14 protein-coding genes and 1 pseudogene are annotated in these 16,682 nt (G+C 57.3%); 11 read left to right on the top strand and 4 right to left on the bottom strand.

What is annotated here, in order from left to right:
* Positions 1 to 3 precede the first annotated feature (3 nt).
* Positions 4 to 1,428, bottom strand: coding sequence for a hypothetical protein (locus tag HB777_18745; protein ID QND65746.1), 1,425 nt, complete (start codon positions 1,426 to 1,428; stop codon positions 4 to 6).
* 476 nt (positions 1,429 to 1,904) lie between these two features.
* Between HB777_18745 and HB777_18750 the strand changes: the two genes are divergently transcribed.
* From HB777_18750 to HB777_18800, 11 genes are all read left to right on the top strand, one after another.
* On the top strand, positions 1,905 to 2,696 hold the full coding sequence (locus tag HB777_18750; GenBank protein ID QND65747.1) for an ABC transporter permease: 792 nt from the start codon (positions 1,905 to 1,907) through the stop codon (positions 2,694 to 2,696).
* Between the two features lie 7 nt (positions 2,697 to 2,703).
* Positions 2,704 to 3,444 (top strand): ABC transporter ATP-binding protein, encoded by a 741-nt coding sequence (locus HB777_18755; GenBank protein ID QND65748.1) that lies wholly within the window; start codon positions 2,704 to 2,706, stop codon positions 3,442 to 3,444.
* Between the two features lie 34 nt (positions 3,445 to 3,478).
* Positions 3,479 to 4,609: an erythromycin biosynthesis sensory transduction protein eryC1 gene (locus tag HB777_18760; protein ID QND65749.1), complete on the top strand. Its 1,131-nt coding sequence runs from the start codon at positions 3,479 to 3,481 to the stop codon at positions 4,607 to 4,609.
* Positions 4,594 to 5,544, top strand: a complete 951-nt coding sequence (locus HB777_18765; protein QND65750.1) for a glycosyltransferase family 2 protein — start codon at positions 4,594 to 4,596, stop codon at positions 5,542 to 5,544. The genes HB777_18760 and HB777_18765 overlap by 16 nt, the downstream gene beginning before the upstream one ends.
* The gene (locus tag HB777_18770) at positions 5,541 to 6,491 is read left to right on the top strand and encodes an isomerase (protein QND65751.1); all 951 of its coding nucleotides are present in this window, start codon (positions 5,541 to 5,543) and stop codon (positions 6,489 to 6,491) included. Before HB777_18765 ends, HB777_18770 begins: the two co-directional genes overlap by 4 nt.
* Positions 6,481 to 6,861: a hypothetical protein gene (locus tag HB777_18775; protein QND65752.1), complete on the top strand. Its 381-nt coding sequence runs from the start codon at positions 6,481 to 6,483 to the stop codon at positions 6,859 to 6,861. Before HB777_18770 ends, HB777_18775 begins: the two co-directional genes overlap by 11 nt.
* Positions 6,837 to 8,366, top strand: a complete 1,530-nt coding sequence (locus HB777_18780; GenBank protein ID QND65753.1) for a hypothetical protein — start codon at positions 6,837 to 6,839, stop codon at positions 8,364 to 8,366. The genes HB777_18775 and HB777_18780 overlap by 25 nt, the downstream gene beginning before the upstream one ends.
* Before the next feature lie 591 nt (positions 8,367 to 8,957).
* Positions 8,958 to 9,437 (top strand): class I SAM-dependent methyltransferase, encoded by a 480-nt coding sequence (locus HB777_18785; GenBank protein QND68816.1) that lies wholly within the window; start codon positions 8,958 to 8,960, stop codon positions 9,435 to 9,437.
* 251 nt (positions 9,438 to 9,688) lie between these two features.
* Positions 9,689 to 10,360, top strand: coding sequence for a hypothetical protein (locus tag HB777_18790; protein QND65754.1), 672 nt, complete (start codon positions 9,689 to 9,691; stop codon positions 10,358 to 10,360).
* Positions 10,361 to 10,829: 469 nt separating this feature from the next.
* Complete coding sequence (locus tag HB777_18795; protein QND65755.1) at positions 10,830 to 11,141, top strand: class I SAM-dependent methyltransferase; 312 nt, start codon at positions 10,830 to 10,832, stop codon at positions 11,139 to 11,141.
* Positions 11,142 to 11,538: 397 nt separating this feature from the next.
* Positions 11,539 to 12,291, top strand: coding sequence for a class I SAM-dependent methyltransferase (locus HB777_18800; protein QND65756.1), 753 nt, complete (start codon positions 11,539 to 11,541; stop codon positions 12,289 to 12,291).
* A 323-nt stretch (positions 12,292 to 12,614) separates the two neighbouring features.
* Here HB777_18800 and HB777_18805 read toward each other — a convergent pair whose 3' ends face one another.
* The 3 genes and pseudogenes from HB777_18805 to HB777_18815 all read right to left on the bottom strand — a co-directional run bounded on the left by HB777_18805 (position 12,615) and on the right by HB777_18815 (position 16,568).
* Positions 12,615 to 13,124, bottom strand: a complete 510-nt coding sequence (locus HB777_18805; protein QND65757.1) for a class I SAM-dependent methyltransferase — start codon at positions 13,122 to 13,124, stop codon at positions 12,615 to 12,617.
* A 188-nt stretch (positions 13,125 to 13,312) separates the two neighbouring features.
* Positions 13,313 to 14,341: a glycosyltransferase family 2 protein gene (locus HB777_18810; GenBank protein ID QND68817.1), complete on the bottom strand. Its 1,029-nt coding sequence runs from the start codon at positions 14,339 to 14,341 to the stop codon at positions 13,313 to 13,315.
* A 984-nt stretch (positions 14,342 to 15,325) separates the two neighbouring features.
* Positions 15,326 to 16,568: pseudogene (locus tag HB777_18815) on the bottom strand (glycosyl transferase family 1).
* Between the last annotated feature and the right edge of the window lie 114 nt (positions 16,569 to 16,682).

Here is a 16,682-nt window from a genome sequence, read left to right on the forward strand (position 1 = left end):
TTGTCACGATTGTCTCTTCCGCCAGCGAGTGAAAGCGCTCGGCAGTGACGTTAGACACCTCGCCGGGTACATCACCCTCCACCAAAAACTGCTTTTGATTTGGTGGATCTCCACGTTCAAGCGTTCAGATTCCACCTTCAGGCGTTCAGACTCTACCTTCAAGCGCTCAGACTCAACCTTCAGGCGCTCAGACTCTTCGATCAGATCTTGAACCCGCTTTTCTGCGCCATTGGCGCGTCGTGCTTCATGGTTGGCCTGAGCCATCAGATCAGCTTCGCGAGCTGTCGTCTCGATGGCCAGAAGCTGGAGATTTCTCAGCTGGTGTGTCAGTTGAGTTTCTCGCGTGGCAGCTCCGATGCAGGTCTCTTCTAACTCTATCACTCGCCGATCTGCCGCCTGCCGCTGCAGCTCGAATCGCTCCGCCGCAGCCCCTTCGCGTGCCGACATTTCGGAAAAGAACGCATCTCCGAAAACTGGGCTGAGGCTGTCGAAAGAACCGCGCACCGTATCAAGTTGCAGCATGGCTGCGCCATCAGCCGGGTCTTTTTCCAACGCCCTCAGGGCCCGATAGGCCTGCTTGATCCAGTTATTGACGTTTGGATCAGCTTCCAGCTGATATGCGCTGGCTGCATGGTGCTGGTGATTTTCCGAAAAATGATTGGAAAGTGCCGCCTGCCATTCCATTTCGGAATGAGGCCAATTGATTCCTAGAGCACCGGTGATTGCCTCGATCCCATTGCGCCAGTCATCGAGCATGTCCTCATAGGACAGGAAGACGCGTGGCCGCCCCCGAGTCGCGTGCTCCGCCCCCAGTTCATGGCGCAGCCAAAGAAGCGCACTGAAGCACACCGTGAACTTATCCCGCTTGGCAAGCGAAGCGATCACAGCCAGCGGGTTGCGCTCGATCAGCACATAGCGAACATCGATGCGCATTCGTTCCATGATGTCCGCGTACAGCGGCACGAAACGCGAGATGCGCGGATCTTTGAGAACGAAAAGTGGGGCGCTGCCGTACTCCTCGTCGATCAACCGCTCGATCTCGCCCTCGTAGAAGCGCAAGCGCGACGCACCGAGATCTGCCGGCTCGAAAGGTCGCCAGTCATCCCATCGGCTGCCCGCCTCGGCGAGCATCCGATCATGAAGTTGCATCAGCCGCAGGGGCTCCCAGTGGCCTGTTTCGTTGGTCGGATTGGCGCCAAGCATGTTTTTCGGCAGTTCAGCACCGAGCAGGCTGATCGCCCTGGTCAGGGCGCTGGTGCCCGATCGGTGCATGCCTAGCACCATGATGCAGGTGCGCTGGACCGCGACCGGCTTCATTTGGCCAGTTGTCGGTGTCACCGCATCGCGCAAACTTTCTGATGGTGGATGCTTGATCATGCGGTCAAGTTCGTCCAGCCCGACCGCCACCCCAATCATGCCGATCGCCAATCATGACAATTCCGTGCCGCATCTTCGGGTGAAAGCCGGACCGGCTGCCAGATATGATGTCATCAAGTTATACTGAGCTCCGGGCGCAAGGACATGGGCACGAGAGCGATCATCCGTCACCGATCACATTTTTGATATGTCAATCCCCAGCCCTCCGCTGGCTGTATCGAATATCCCGGAGTTGCGGTCATCGCCAGAGATTTTTTGGAAGCACCTGTGGTTAAGCGGCTGCACACTTGTTATGAGCGACCCTCCAGAATGGCACGATGAATTCCCACAAGGACAACCTTTGAGTGCAACGCCTAGATCTCCAATCGATCGCCGCTCAGCCTCCTGCTTTGCGAATCGCTGGAAGCTTCACTACGACGCAGCGTCGTGTCATATGACGGCCCCAATGACTATGAAGAGGTATTTGGTGGTTCATAGCGGCCAGAATCCATGAAGCCCCGGAAACAGCAGATGCGATACAATCAACAATGATTGCGGCACTAAACGGCGCTTTTGACGATATTTCCAGGGCCATGAAGCTGCATCGGGTCTGGATCGCGCTTGCCCATGAGGACATCGGCGACCAGCACAGACGCACGACGCTCGGCCCGCTTTGGCTGCTGGTCAACTACGTCGCCTTCGTGGGAACGTTCGTTTTCGTGTTCCAGCCAGCCGGCAAGGATGCCGCGGGCTATGCCGCCCATGTCGCGATCGGCCTTCTGGTATGGTTCTACCTGATGGAAGTCATGTCCCTGAGCGTGGCGCTTTTTCAACGCGAAGAGAGTTTCATCGAAGGCACAACGCTCCCCTTGTTTGTGTATGTGATGCGACTGGCATTGCAGTCCATCATTAGAGCCGGCTATGCGATCGCGGGTTGCGTTGTCATTCTGGTCTTCAGCGGCTCCCCGGTCGCCATTCCATGGCTGTGGTCGCTGGCAGGACTGTTGCTGATCCTGTTCGCCACACCTGCTCTCATCACCGTCTTCGCGTTTCTTGGGGCTTTCTTCCCCGACAGTCAGTTCATCGTTGGTAATCTTTTGCGGGTCGGCATGTTCTTCACGCCTGTTTTCTGGGTATACGACGGGCGAGACCCCATCCAAAAATACGCCTACGAATGGAACCCGTTCACCTATTTTCTGGAGGTGGTCCGGCTGCCGATCATGAATGGAGAATTTCCAACCCATGCCTTCACTGTAACCATCGTTGCGTCTTTGGTTACGTGGGCGATTGCATTGCTGCTGCTCGGCCGGTATCGCAAGCAAGTCGTCTTCCTCATCTGAGTTTTCAATGGTTTCCATCAAGCTGGACAATGTTAGCCTTGTTTACAAGCTGCACGAAAAGCTGACGCTTTCCGCGCCGGACCGGCGTGTGGCTGGCCCAGGCGGCAGAATCGAAGGTTCGGGCAGAAAGCAATTCGTGCAGGCGCTCGACGGGGTCAGTTTCGAATTGAAGGCCGGCGACCGCTTGGGCCTGGTCGGCCCGAACGGCGCCGGCAAGACCACCCTTCTCAAGGTGCTCTACGGGATCTACGAGCCGTCCGTGGGAAGCGTTGCGATCGAGGGCAAGGTCGACGCCCTATTCAACATCAACATAGGTTTCCGTCGCGAGGCCACCGGGCGCCGGAACATCGTGCTGCGTGGATTGATCAGCGGATGGACGGAAGCCGAGATCGAAGAGAAGATGGAGGATATCATTGCCTTCAGCGAACTCGGGGATTTCATCGATTTGCCGTTCAAGGCCTATAGCCAGGGCATGGCCGCGCGATTGGCCTTTTCGGCGGCGACTGCGCTGGAGCCGGAGATTCTGCTGATGGATGAGTGGATCGGCGCCGGCGACGCGTCATTCCAAGATAAGGCCAAGAGGCGCATGGATGAACTTGCTGAAAAGGCCGGCATCATCGTTCTGGCGAGCCACAGTGAGGCCCTTATCCAAAGCGTATGCACGAAAAAAATGACGCTCAGGAGCGGACGGATCGAATCGTTCACGACAGAGCCGAAAACGCGCGCTGGAAAGCCAGCCAAGCTCTAATCCTTTTTCGGGTATCGGGTAGCGAGACTGACGCATGACCAAACAAGACTCCGTTCCGATGAACGATCTGAAGCGCCTGTATCAGCGCTATCAAGGCGAAATCGAGCGTGAGGTAGCGAACACGTTGCGTTCGGGATGGTGGCTCAACGGCGCGGTCGGCAAAAGATTTGCGGCAAATTTTTCCAAGTTCATAGGTGTTTCGGAATGCGTCCTTGTGGCCAATGGGACGGATGCGCTCGAACTTGCATTGGCCGCGGTGACCAAGCGCGACGGTATGGGAGGGCGCGAGGTCATCATCGCCGCCAATGCGGGGGGTTATGCTAGCTGCGCCTGCTGGCACAATGATCTCGTTCCGCACTATGTCGATATCGAACCGGCCAGTCAGCTCGTAGATCTTCAATCGGTGATGAAAGCAGCCAGCGCAGACACCGCTGCGATCGTCGTCACCCACCTTTATGGCGGTGTCGTCGATGTCCGCGCCATCAAGGCCGGACTTGCCGAGGCTGGCCTGTCGCACATTCCAATTGTGGAGGATTGCGCGCAGGCGCATGGGGCAAGGATCGGGAGCGAGGTTGCGGGTTCGCTGGGCGACATCTCCACTTTCAGCTTCTATCCAACCAAGAATTTGGGGGCCATGGGGGACGGCGGCGCTGTTCTTACCTCCGACGTGGCCGCCGCCACGCATGTGCGGCAGCTGCAGCAATATGGCTGGAGTTCAAAATATCATGTCGGCGTGCCCAACGGCCGCAACTCTCGCATGGATGAAGTTCAAGCCGCGATACTGGACGTTCTGCTGGGCGATGTGGATAGCCGCAACGGACAGCGACGTGCTATCCTAAGCCAGTATAAGCTGGTCACCGGACGTCGATTGCAATTCCTGGAGGGAGGAGCCGGCGCTGTCGCGCACCTTGCGGTCGCACTTTGCGACGACAGGGATGCGTTCAGAGCGTTCATGAAAGAGCGCGGCGTCGACACCGACATTCACTATCCTGTGCTGGACTGCGACCAGGTCGGCTGGGCGGATCTGCCGATGAAGGGAAGCGAAAATCTCGCCGTTTCAAGGGCCAGCGTCAGCCGTCTTTGTTCCGTCCCATGCTATCCGGACATGACGAGCGACGAAATAGAGCAGGTGTGCCTCGCCCTCCGCGAATGGGAGGCAATGTGACAACCCGCTCGATCGTTTTCCCGATCTATCGAAATCAGGCGAACATCCCTTCCCTTCTGCGAGCAGTCGCCGATTTCCAGTCGCGATATCAAGGCGACATCGAATTCATCTTCGTTGTGGACGGATCGCCGGACGAATCCGGCCCTCTCCTGGTCAAAGAATTGAAGGGCTCGGGCTACGATTACAAGATTATCTTCCATAGCCGGAACTTTGGCTCGTTCACCGCCATTCGAACCGGGCTCGAACATGCGTCGGGTGATCAGGTAGCGGCCATGGCCGCCGACCTGCAGGAGCCGCCTGAACTGATCGTCGAGTTCTTTTCGAAGCTGGAAAAGGATGAGGCTGACGTGGTGTTTGGGCAGCGGACTGGGCGGAGCGATCCACCCTTGACCAAATTTCTGTCGAGGGCTTTCTGGGCGGCCTATCGCAGGCTGGTCCTGCCCAGCATGCCGAGTGGCGGGGTGGATATCTTCGCCTGCAATCGCCAGGTTCTGGCAGCGATCCTGTCTATCGAGGAGCCGAACAGCTCACTTGTCGTGCAACTGTTCTGGGTCGGGTTCAGGCGGGAATTCGTGCCCTATCGGCGGCGCGAACGAGAGCACGGAACAAGCGCCTGGGGCATGGCACGGCGATTCCGATATATGATGGACAGCATTTTCTCGTTCTCTGATTTCCCGATAATGCTCACACTCTGGGTCGGTTTTGCGGGCTGTGTGCTAAGTCTTCTATTTGCAGTCGTTACCGTGATTGCGCGGCTGCTTGGCAATATCGACCCCGCTGGCTATACGACACTGGTGCTGCTGATCACGGGCTTCGGTTCGGCCAGTCTTCTGGTTCAGGGGATTCTTGGTTGCTATCTGTGGCGGGCTGTTGAAAACACCAAGTCGCGCCCACTCAGAATCATCAGCCGCGTCGTTGACGGAACTGCCAAATGACCGACAAGCCCTTTTTCGTCCATGAGCGTGGTATTTGCGAAAGCACCGATGTCGGTATCGGAACACGCATCTGGGCCTTCGCACACGTCCTTCCTGGCGCTGTGATCGGCTCGAACTGCAACATCTGCGATCACGTCTTCATCGAGAACGACGTGATCGTCGGCGATGACGTGACCATTAAGAGCGGCGTCCAGCTGTGGGACGGGGTGCGCCTGGGCAATCGTGTATTTGTCGGTCCAAATGCGACCTTCACCAACGATCGCTTCCCGCGCTCCAAGGAATATCCCGAGACGTTTCTGCTGACGACGGTCGAAGACGGTGCGTCCATCGGCGCCAACGCGACAATCCTGCCGGGCATTGCCATCGGCCGTCAGGCGATGATCGGCGCCGGCGCCGTGGTGACCAAGAACGTTCCTGCCAATGCCGTTGTGGTCGGAAATCCCGCCGTCATTATCGGCTACCAGACAGGTCCGCAGATCGTGCCCGCGGTTACCCAGACCTTCCCAGGCACGGTAGGCGAGAGAATGTCGCTTGGGGTCGGCGGCAGCGAACTCTGGCGGCTGCCGCATTTTGGTGACCTGCGGGGCGAACTCGCCCCGCTTGAGTTCGGTTCGAATCTCCCGTTCAAGCCGGCCCGGTCCTTTCTGGTTTATGGCGTGCCGTCTGACAAGGTCAGAGGTGAGCATGCGCATCGCGAGTGCCATCAATTCCTCATCGCGGCCCATGGCCGCCTTTCGGTTGTCGTCGATGACGGCCATAACCGGAAAGAGGTTTCGCTGACCGAACCGTCGATCGGCCTCTACATGCCGCCCGGCATTTGGGGAATTCAGTACAAATTCCAGCCCGATACCGCATTGCTGGTCATGGCTTCGCACAATTATGACGCCGGCGATTACATCAGGGACTATGCGGATTTCCTGGATACGGTCAGGCAGGATGGCCGCTGACCGCATTGGCGGAGACGCCGTCCGGTTCCTTGTCGCCGGCGGCCTGAACACCGCCCTCACCAGCCTTGTCTATTTTGTCGGTCTTTCCGTGCTGCCTTCGGGCTTGTCTTACGCGCTCGCCTGGCTGGCAGGCCTCGTGTTCGTGATGGTGTTCTATCCCGATCGCGTCTTTCCTGGCGGTCGCACAGGCATCGCTGATCGACTGGCGATCGGCGCCTCGATTGCCATCGTGTTCGTGCTCGGACTGGCAACCCTTAAAACCCTCGAAAGCGTGCTGCAAAACACTGCAGCGGCCTTCTTCGTCACCCTTGCCATCACGACCGTCCTCAACTTCGTGATTTCTCGATGGATACTCCGCAGATCATGCTGACGCGCCAAAGCACAATACGACCCGCCATCAATCTCTTTGCTATTTTCGTCGCGATGTATTTTTCCGAGCTGGCTTCCTTTTCGCTATCAGTCGACGAGGAACTGGCCGCGTTCAGAACGGATGCGTCGATCTGGATCATTCAGGGGCGCTGGGGGGCTTATCTGATCGAGAGATTTCTCATCCCACACCCGGTGATGCCTTTGCTGACACCAGCCGTCTTTGGTGCCGGTTGCGTGGCCGCCTACCTGCTCGTCATGGACGCCATCGACAAGCAAGAACTCTCCATCGCGGAGTATGCATGCTTTGCGATCTTCTGCGGTTTCCCGAGTTGGTTCTTCATCGTCGAGTTTTATTCGAACATTGCCGCTGTCGGGATCGGTCTGTTCGGCACCGCTCTTGCGCTTTGGCTGATCAGTAAGGAGGACACTTCGCCGCACAGCCTACGCTTTCTTGGCGCAGTGGCCGCAGGTGGTTTCGCGATCTCGATTTATCAGAGTTTCGCGCCGGCAATTCTGGTGCTGGGCATCGCCATCGTAATTTTGCAAGCGCGGGCTGGCGCCGGCAAATCATTGGGGAGAGGCCTGCTTCATACAGTTTTCCTGTTGATTGGCGCGGCGGTGTTCTATGCTCTCGGTAACGCCATTTCCAGATCGTTCGTCCCCGGCAGCAACGCGTATTTCGAGTCACTTTCCCAACCTGGGTTTTTGTTTCAACACCCGGTTGTAGTCATTGGACGCGTGGCGGAGGCGATAGGCGGGATCTATGCCCTGGACCAGAGTACCTACGGCGTTGCCTTGTGGGCAATTCCTCTCTTGCTGATCCTGGGCGGCTGGGCACTTTTCCAGGAAGCACCGCGCACAAGAGTATTTTTGACGGCAGCCGCCCTCGTTTCATTGCTTGTCCCCTTCGGTCTTCATTTCCTCGCGGCAGGCAGTATGCCTGTCCGAAGCCTCGTCGGGGTGCCGATTGCAGTGTGGCTGTTCGCCTATATCGCGGTGACGAGCAGAAATTCCAGGATCCGTATCGCCTCGGCGATTTTGCTGGCGGTGGCGCTGTTCCAGATCCAGGTCGTCCAGAACTATCGTCAGGCGTCCAGCTATCTGGTCGACAAGCACGACACCCTTCTGGCGGGGGCCATCTATGACAGGCTGTCGGCCATGCCCGGTTTCGACGCAAAGCGGAACTACGCCATAAGTGTGTTTGGCTCGCAGCCATTTGTGACCAACTATCCGAAACCGCCCGACTCGACAGTCGGTTACTCCTTCTTCGAATGGGACGGCGGCAATCCTGGGCGTATTGCTCCCTATATGAGACTTCTGGGCTATTCCAATTTGATGTCTCCGACCCCGGATCAAATCGACCGAACAGTCGTCCATCTTTCATCGATGCCGGTGTGGCCAGCCCCCGGCAGTGTGGAAATCCAGGACGACATCGCATTGATAAAACTCGGCGAGACACCGAGCTACGCATATCAGCAAGCTCTTGCAAGGTTGGCCAATCGCTAAGGCGCCAGGACGCTTGGTGGGTTCTCAGTTGTGAGAGTGGCGTCGCCTTTTGAGGGGCGGGCTCTATTGAGATTTCGGGCCTAGGTGTCTAGACCGTGGATTGATGGTTGTTGGACCGGTAATTTGTGGTGATTCCTTTGACTATCGATTGGTTGACCTCAGTCGGGCGCGTACTACATGGCCGCGTGACTGCCAAGAGTTTGGAGCCTCGCATGTTTTCCACGGCCGTCCCACACTTGAAGGCTGCCGAGCACGCAGCGGCTAGCGGATGCACCGTCGAGGAGGCCCTTGTTTTCCTGCGCCGAATGGGCCTGGACGACTTCGGCCTCTTTATGATTTCCTTGCCGAACAAGGACTATCCCGGTTTGTCACGTCTTCTGCCCGCCATGGCCAGCGACGATGTGCAAAAGACCTGGACCGGGGCATCCGGCCTCGACCTGTACCAGCAGACTTCAGCGTTCACGCGTCAACTGGAGAACAATTTCACTAGATATGGCAAGGCACCGCTGGCCGGCTCTGACATCCTCGACTTTGGCTGTGGCTACGGGCGCATCTTGCGCATGATGTACCTACTACAGCGACCCCACCCGAATCTGGGGCGTCGATGCTTGGGCCAAATCCCTGGACCTATGCCGAGAGGCAAGGTTACCCGGCAAGTTCGCCCAATCGGAGCGGATACCTTCAGCCATGCCTGTAGGCGATCAGAAATTCGATCTGATTTTCGCCTTTTCGATATTCACACATCTTGCCCCTGCAACCGCGCGAGCCTGCCTTGCCGCGCTTCGCAATCACATCAAGCCTGGCGGTTTGTTCGTGGCCACCATTCGGCCGGTCGAGTTCTGGCCGTTTATCGATGGGATTCGAAAGACATCCATCGCGGCAAAAATGGAGGCGGATCACCGCAGCAATGGATTTGCGTATCTCCCCCACGGTGGCGCCGAAGGCGAAACTTACGGCGATATATCTTGCGAGATAGACTTTTTGGGCGGAGATGGCTGGACAATCGTGGGATACGATCGATCGATAACCGATCCATTTCAAGTATCGGTTCTGATGCAGCCTTCCAGGTAGTAATGGACCCGTCGGCGATGTTGAATCACGCTTCATGAAGCCATAGCGGTCATTCTTCCTTCGTATGGAAGTGAGTGGACGAGATCGGCCGCGAGCACACTGGAACCGTCTCTGTATCAGGACGCTATCCTGCTTTCACAGGCACTATTTTGGCCGAACCACAATCGGGCCCCGGCGAGACAGAAACCTCGGAAGACATCCGAGGTGGTCGGACGAGGCAGGAAAGCGGGCGCCACTGACAGGTTTGAAAAATGATCATAGGGCCTGACTTTGTGTGGCTTCATTTCCCGAAATGTGCAGGATCGTCGCTCGAACTAGCGTTGCGGGACCTCCTTGCCAACCGAAGCGACATTCATTTCGATGATATAGACGACGTCTCTAGTCACTGGCATAACAGTATTTCGCAGCGTCAGGAATCTAACCCTAGTTTCGATCCGTCGGGAAAGCTGATCATCGCTTGCGTTCGAAGATTGCCATCATGGATAATCAGCCGGGTGCAATTCGAAGCAACGCGACACGATCAGTTGGTGGCCTCACGAGAAATGATCGTTTCTGGGAAGTTCTTTGAGCCAGGTGGGGAAGTAAACAGCGCCGACGACTATATGACATTGTATAGCGATGTCAGCCGATGGATCAGGATTGAAAACCTGGTCGAAGACGTGGCTTCGATCTTTGATCTGCGCGCCGACGTAGTAGCCACCTCGCTCGCCAAACACACTACCCGGGTAACGCCATACATCAAGGATCCTAAATTCTGGTTCACTGATGATGAAATTGCCAACCTATACGCGTCCAATCCGCTCTGGGCGTCGGTAGAGGATCGGGTTTACGGTGATCGTCTCGGAAAACCGATTCCACAGCGAACGTCATATGTGAGCAACCAATGGAAGAAAGCGGTGAACTTATTCTTTGGCGAGTCCTGAAAGCCTAGCTGATAGAGATTCAGCGGTTTCCGATACTCGAATTTTGCCGCTAAGCTAAAGAGATGCAAGATCAAAAGCCATCTTTCGTGCTGTCGCAAGGGAAAAGTGAATGGGTGAAGTGCGCCGCCCCGGACAAGTGAATTTCCAGTTCGTCGAATGAGAGGGCCGAGTTAGAATTCCCATCGAATTTCAGGCCATTTGCCCGTCGAGCAGAAGACATTCGTATCACCAGATGACTACGATAGCTGCAGGGACTCTCTTGCCGCCATCAACTGCCCGCTGAACAATTGCGTGACGCGCGAGCGCGCTGCGGCTGATGTCGCATTCTCGCTCTTTTCAAGGAACGCCTTCGAGGCACTCCCGTATTCACGAATCTGCCCCAGGAGGTCGCGGCCTGTCGTTGTGGCTTTGGTACAATTCGACGCAAAAGGTCTTTTCAGGTTATTATCCTGGTGAGCCATTTGGGAGGATGGTCGAGCACATCAGAAACGAAGACCTCGAAAACCAGGCGTTTCCCAACCGTAGCTTCGATCTCGTCATCCACCTCGACGTGATGGAGCATCTCTTCGACCCATTTGCTGCATTAACCGAGATATATCGCACTCTCGACCATGGTGGGATTTGCATCTTCACCACGCCGACATATGCCGAGCGGGCGACCTCGGAACAGGTCGCCTTTCGCGAGGCCGATGGCACCAGGACCGTGGGTGAACCCGAATATCACGGCAACCCTCAGGATTCGACCGGGTCGCTCGTCACATGGCGGCACGGCTATGATTAGCCGTTGCTGATACAGCGACGGACCGGCTTCGACGTTGAAGTCCGGAGAATGCAGTCGAGAGACATTGCAGTCCTTGGCCCCATGACCGAGGTCTATATTTTGAAGAAGCCAGCCAAACTCTAAAAGGACATTCTAGCGACAAACGACTCCAACTAGCCCAAGGTGCAAAGCCGTGAAGCGCGCCGACGGGTACACGCCGGCAGCAATGTTGAGGCCGCTGAGACTTAGGGATCTGTAAACGTGCCGCTAGGCCCGGAGCGTTCATGGCAGTCGTTAGTTCCGCGATGAGGATTTCCGGCGGGTGACCGGATTGGTGCGACGATATTTCGAGCCAGGCGCGGTTGAAGATTGGGCTGCTTCATGCTTTTGTCCTTTGATTCACTTGGGACATTGAAGTATGAATTTTCAGCAGATCGCGGGACTCTATTCCGCCTACTCCAACAGACCCGTCAGCAAAGAAATCCATCCCAAGGATGTGATGTACAACACGGGACCATCTCACTATTACACCGTTGGTCAGTCAGGCGCCCAAGCTGTGCTGACGGGGTTGTCGATGTCGTGGCGTCAGACCGTGTCCAAGATTCTCGATTTGCCTTGTGGGCACGGACGTGTGACGCGGCATCTCCGCCAACTTTTTCCAACTGCCGAACTCTATTGCTGTGACATCGACGCTGAAGGTGCGGATTTTTGTGCCGCGGCCTTTAAGGGCAATGCCATTCACTCGAAACCAGATTTGCGCGAGGTAGCACTGCCCCGCGACCTTGATGTTATTTGGATCGGCTCGCTGTTCACCCATCTTGACAGGGTCAGAACCGATGACTGGCTTCGCTATCTTGTTGACCACCTAAGCGACCATGGCGTGGTGATTGCAACTTTTCACGGATACTTTACAGAAAAGAACACTGTTTTTGGGGGCGGCGTAGACGAGCAAAAACTCAGGCATCAGTTTGCCGAGACAGGTTTCGGCTATACCGGCTATACTGACTATCCGGACATCGACGACTACGGCGTCTCCTTATCGAAACCGTCTGCCATTTTCGAGATCGCAGATGGTATTCCAGGCGTTAGAGCCAGCTATATAGAACGTGGATGGGCCAACAACCATGATGTTCTTGTGCTCAACAAGAACGACAGGCTGACCAGCTTCTAGGGCTTGAATATGATTGCGTTCAACGTGCCGCTGGTGTCGAGTGTGCCGCCAGTCTCGGTCTGGAACCGAACGGACATGGCGTTAGATCGGTCGATCGCGTGACGTCAACTTTGTCGACTATAGAACCTAGCAAGCACAAGCTGCTGCGTCGCGACAGCGGCACCAGAGTCCGCCGGAATGTCGAGGCGTATCACGCTGCCGGCGATCACGACCGGCTGCCGAAGTTTCTCGGACTTGAAGCCGGAAGGGTCGACTAGAGTCACTTCAGTATCCGGACCACGTTTGAACTCGAATCTGTTGGCTGACGGGGCTTCATTCCTTGTTCAATCTTCAACCTCGACAGGCCGCTGCACGAGCGTCAAGCAATCCAAGTCGTCCACGCCGCCCCATTGAAAAATATGGCTTTCTCGAACGGTGAGGCCCGCGCGTTTGGCGTAGGTCTCGAACAGTTTTTTGGTCATGTGATTTCGCGCCTGGGGATTGCGACCGTAATGCTGGTCCATCGGCGCTGGGTAGTTGGAATGGTGGAACAGCCCCATCCCGCCGGGCCGCAGGATTCTGGCCGTGTCCTTGAGATAGCTCTCGACTATATCCGGGCTGAAATGCACCATGGAGTCATAGCAATAGATGGCAGTCTTGCTTTCCGGCTCCACCGGCTCAAAGTTGTAGCCGTTTCCTTTGACATACCTGACAAATGCATAGGCCCGCAGTCGATTTCGGCAGAAATCCAGGTTGGCGTCGTGGATGTCCATCAGTGTCAGGCGATCTGTCATCTGGGCCACCTGCTCGGCGTGCCGGCCATGCCCACATGACAATTCGAGAACTGACGTCAAGTCCAGTTTGTTGAAGAAACGGCGAAAGTCCCTGTCTTCGTCCCAAAACAGATGCGTCCAGCGCTCGGCATCGTCATAGTATGGGCTTTCAACCCAAGCGGCACCGACGACCGCTACTGACCTGTCCAGCCTTTTGGTCAGATCGGAGTTAGCGATGTTGGCAATGGCGACGCTTAGTTCTCCTGCCCCTAGTCTCTGCCCCCCAAATCTGAAGGACCCTCAAAGCGTGGCTTGTCGCCCGTCGCGAGGCCGAACTGCTCGTAGAGGCGTTGGGAATATCCGCTTGCCGAAGCTCGGGCCGCCGCTCCCAGGTCGAAGCGGGCGATCGTTTCGGATTGCACCCGCGCGATCTCCTGCAGATGCCTGGCGTCAAAATTCCCTATCGTGACGCTTGATTGGTGCCGGCGGTGCGAATTGAACGCGCCAGGATGAAACGCGATGTCACCTTTCTCCAGCAATCGCAGATACGCGACCCAGTCGCCCGCATTCCTGTAGGATGCGATTTCGTCGAGGCTCCGGCTGAGTGTCTCACGCAGCGCCTCCCTTCGAAACAAGACGCCACTGACGTTTGGAATGGTGTTCTTGAGGTAGAGCGCCTCGGCGATTTCCTGGCGGCCGTCCACGATGTAGGGCTTCGTCCAACGGGACCGGTCGATATCGGCCACATAGTCGAGATAGTGCTCGGACAGCACGCGGCCGGTGCCGTCTATCTGGCGCGACTGGCAATAGCTCATCACCACTTCCTTGCGCTCGAAGGCGGGCAGAAGTTCGGCCAGAAATCCGGGATCAGCCAGGTCGTCTGCTTCCGCGATCCATACAAAATCGCCGCGCGCCATTTCGACCCCACGCATCCACTGGCGGAATACCGAGCCCGAATTTTCGGCGTTCACGACCAACCTGCACGGAATGTCGCAACTGGCCAGAAACTGCTCAATGACTTCGACACTTTCGTCGATCGAAGCATCGTCAAGCACGATCAACTCGTAGGGCTTTGTCGTCTGATCGACGATCGAGCTTAGGCGCGCACCCAGATATCGGGCGTAGTTGTAGTTCGGCACGATGACCGACACCCGCGGCGACGGCCTTTCGGCGTAAATCAGCAAGTCATGCAGATAATGGCTGAAGCTGAATTCCTGGCGGACAATATCGCGGCCGACACCGGCGAGACGCCGGGCTTCGCCCGGATTGCCGAGCAAATCGGTGATAGCCTTGGCCATCTCATCGGTGTCGAAGGCTGACACAAGGATACCGCAATCGCGCTTCAGCAGATCCTGGAAGCCGCCAGCGCCTTCGAAGGCAACGACCGGCACTGTGGCATCCAGCGCCTCGAGCACCACCGAGGGGAACGGATCCTCACGCGAGGTCAAGGCGTAGATATCCGCGGCGAAATAGTATTCCTGCGGATTTTCCACCAATCCGACAAAGACGAAGCGGCCCTCCAGTCCCGCTTCCTTCACCCGTCGCATTTGCTTGGCGTGAAAGGCAGTATCGACATGGCCGACCCAGACTGCAACCGCATCAGGCCTGGATGCCATAACCTTGAGGCAAGCATCAACGAAAAGATCGAGGCCCTTGCGATGATCGGCATAGCCCGCGCACAGGATGATGCTGGCGTTGGTCGAGAGCTGCAATTTCGCGCGAACCGCCTCGCGGACCCGTTGGCGATCATCGGCGTGGTAGGGCGTATGCAGATAGAGTCCTTGCGGCCTGACTACCGACTGGCTGACCGGCTGGCCAACAAACTCTTCGAATCCGGCTTTGACGATCTCGGCTGGGAAAACGACCGTGTCAGCGCTCCCGACAACAGCTGCGGCTGCGTCAGCAAGACCATAGGACGCCAATATTCCGGGCAGTTCGTGGACGAGGCAAACGGTGCGGAACCCCGCCCGCTTCAAAAGCGGAACGAGCTTGCCGGATACGGTGGTGTTCACGACGGCCACTTCAGCGCCGTTGTTTCTGATGGCGGCCAAGCGTTTCAACACATCGGCATCGCCTTGCTCAGCCAAGTCGATCCTATGCACGGTCGCGGCGTGGGCGAAACGGCCGAGCAGCGGCCCGTCACCCAGCACGATGAGATCGGGCTCAAAACCAAGCTGCTTGAACTCCTTGGCCAAATTCAGCGCCAGCAATTGTGCCCCATGCGGATGGGCGTCGTGGGAAACGACTACGATCCGGGATTTGCGTTTCCTGTTGGCGGCCTCCAGAGCGTCGCGGGTCGCTTGCAGGTAGGCGTGGCCGTTTGCGCTATCGGGCTCCAGATGGGCGCCTTCCGCCCACTCGTTCCAGGCATTGACGAACACCAGCCGCTCGGACGGCTCGCTGACGTGGGCCAGAGTGTCTTCGATCGCGTTCTCCAGCCATCTGCGGTAGAGCGCAGGGGTGTTGTTGATGAACACGGTGCCGCCGCGCTTGCGGCGTGCCGTATTGTCCCAGCCAGGACAAACCGAACGGAAGAGCTTGTATTTGCGGGGTGGATAGGTCTCGCTACGCTGCGGAAAAACCGACCAGTCATAGACGGTCGTGGCAAAATCCTCGTGCAGCGGCGTCACTGTATGCGTGACATTTGGCGGCGCGGAATTGTTTGGCGGAAACTCCACAGCGGCATCGAACCCGTAACGGTCGGGGGGGGACAGATTCGAACGATTGGGTGTAGGCCAGGAAAATCTCGCCGATGCCGTTCTCCCGGCACCAGGTCCGCCAGCGCCGCGCCGTCTCGGCTGCCGCAGGCAGCAGGCTTGGTCGATAGACGAGCAGCAGCGGCTTGCCGTCGATGCGGATATAGCGAGGGTCGCGAAGATAAGGCGCGACCTCGGCGATGAAGGCGAGATCGTCATGGGGGGAGTGGTCCTGGGCGATGAGTATCTCCTGGTCCATCCCGTCCCAACGGCGCGACCAGTTCTCGTTGGCCCAGCAGACGCAGAACGGCATGTCGAGGCTCTTGTCCTCGAGCCAGTTCTCGAGCGGCGTTTCCAAAAGCCGCTTGCCAGCGAACCAATAAAAATAGAAGCAGAAGCCTTCGACGCCATAGAGCCTTGCCAGCTCGATCTGGCGGTGCTGCACGGCGGTGTCGCGCAAGTCGTAGTAGCCGAGCGCATCCGGCACATGCGGCTGTTGGTGGCCGACAAATTGCGGCTCTGTGGGCCTGACATTGGTCCATTCGGTGAAGTCCTGCCCCCACCATTCATCATTTTCAGGGATCGTGTGGAATTGCGGCAGGTAGAACGCGATGACGCGCACCGGCTTTTGGAGGAGCGGCGGCGCCTCGAGAAGCGGCACATAGACGGGCTCGGGCGCAAAGATCGGACCGGAACTGACCCGCGCTCCGTGCAAAACCATCCCATTGCCGCCAATGGGCGCGTCGGGCGCCTCCAGGTTTCGCCAGGCCCGGTAGGCATTCGTAACGCCAAACAGCGAAGGGAAAGTCGAAAACACCGCTCTCTTCATCTTTCGCTTGACGTCGACAGGCAGCGGCAGATTGTGCCAGCAAGTGTAAGCGCCGCGAGCCAGCAGGCTGCGGGCCAACATGGGCGTTTTGCCGATGGCGCGGACGCGGTTCCT

This window comes from Mesorhizobium loti, assembly GCA_014189435.1.
In the GTDB taxonomy this organism is placed as follows: Bacteria; Pseudomonadota; Alphaproteobacteria; order Rhizobiales; family Rhizobiaceae; genus Mesorhizobium; species Mesorhizobium loti_G.

What these genes read in the sequence shown, in the direction of transcription:
- HB777_18810 (QND68817.1), bottom strand. Translation starts at nt 14,341, where the DNA reads ATGGCCAAGGCTATCACCGATTTGCTCGGCAATCCGGGCGAAGCCCGG.
- HB777_18770 (QND65751.1), top strand. Translation starts at nt 5,541, where the DNA reads ATGACCGACAAGCCCTTTTTCGTCCATGAGCGTGGTATTTGCGAAAGC.
- HB777_18800 (QND65756.1), top strand. Translation starts at nt 11,539, where the DNA reads ATGAATTTTCAGCAGATCGCGGGACTCTATTCCGCCTACTCCAACAGA.
- HB777_18760 (QND65749.1), top strand. Translation starts at nt 3,479, where the DNA reads ATGACCAAACAAGACTCCGTTCCGATGAACGATCTGAAGCGCCTGTAT.
- HB777_18750 (QND65747.1), top strand. Translation starts at nt 1,905, where the DNA reads ATGATTGCGGCACTAAACGGCGCTTTTGACGATATTTCCAGGGCCATG.
- HB777_18795 (QND65755.1), top strand. Translation starts at nt 10,830, where the DNA reads ATGGTCGAGCACATCAGAAACGAAGACCTCGAAAACCAGGCGTTTCCC.
- HB777_18790 (QND65754.1), top strand. Translation starts at nt 9,689, where the DNA reads ATGATCATAGGGCCTGACTTTGTGTGGCTTCATTTCCCGAAATGTGCA.
- HB777_18780 (QND65753.1), top strand. Translation starts at nt 6,837, where the DNA reads ATGGATACTCCGCAGATCATGCTGACGCGCCAAAGCACAATACGACCC.
- HB777_18775 (QND65752.1), top strand. Translation starts at nt 6,481, where the DNA reads ATGGCCGCTGACCGCATTGGCGGAGACGCCGTCCGGTTCCTTGTCGCC.
- HB777_18765 (QND65750.1), top strand. Translation starts at nt 4,594, where the DNA reads ATGGGAGGCAATGTGACAACCCGCTCGATCGTTTTCCCGATCTATCGA.
- HB777_18755 (QND65748.1), top strand. Translation starts at nt 2,704, where the DNA reads ATGGTTTCCATCAAGCTGGACAATGTTAGCCTTGTTTACAAGCTGCAC.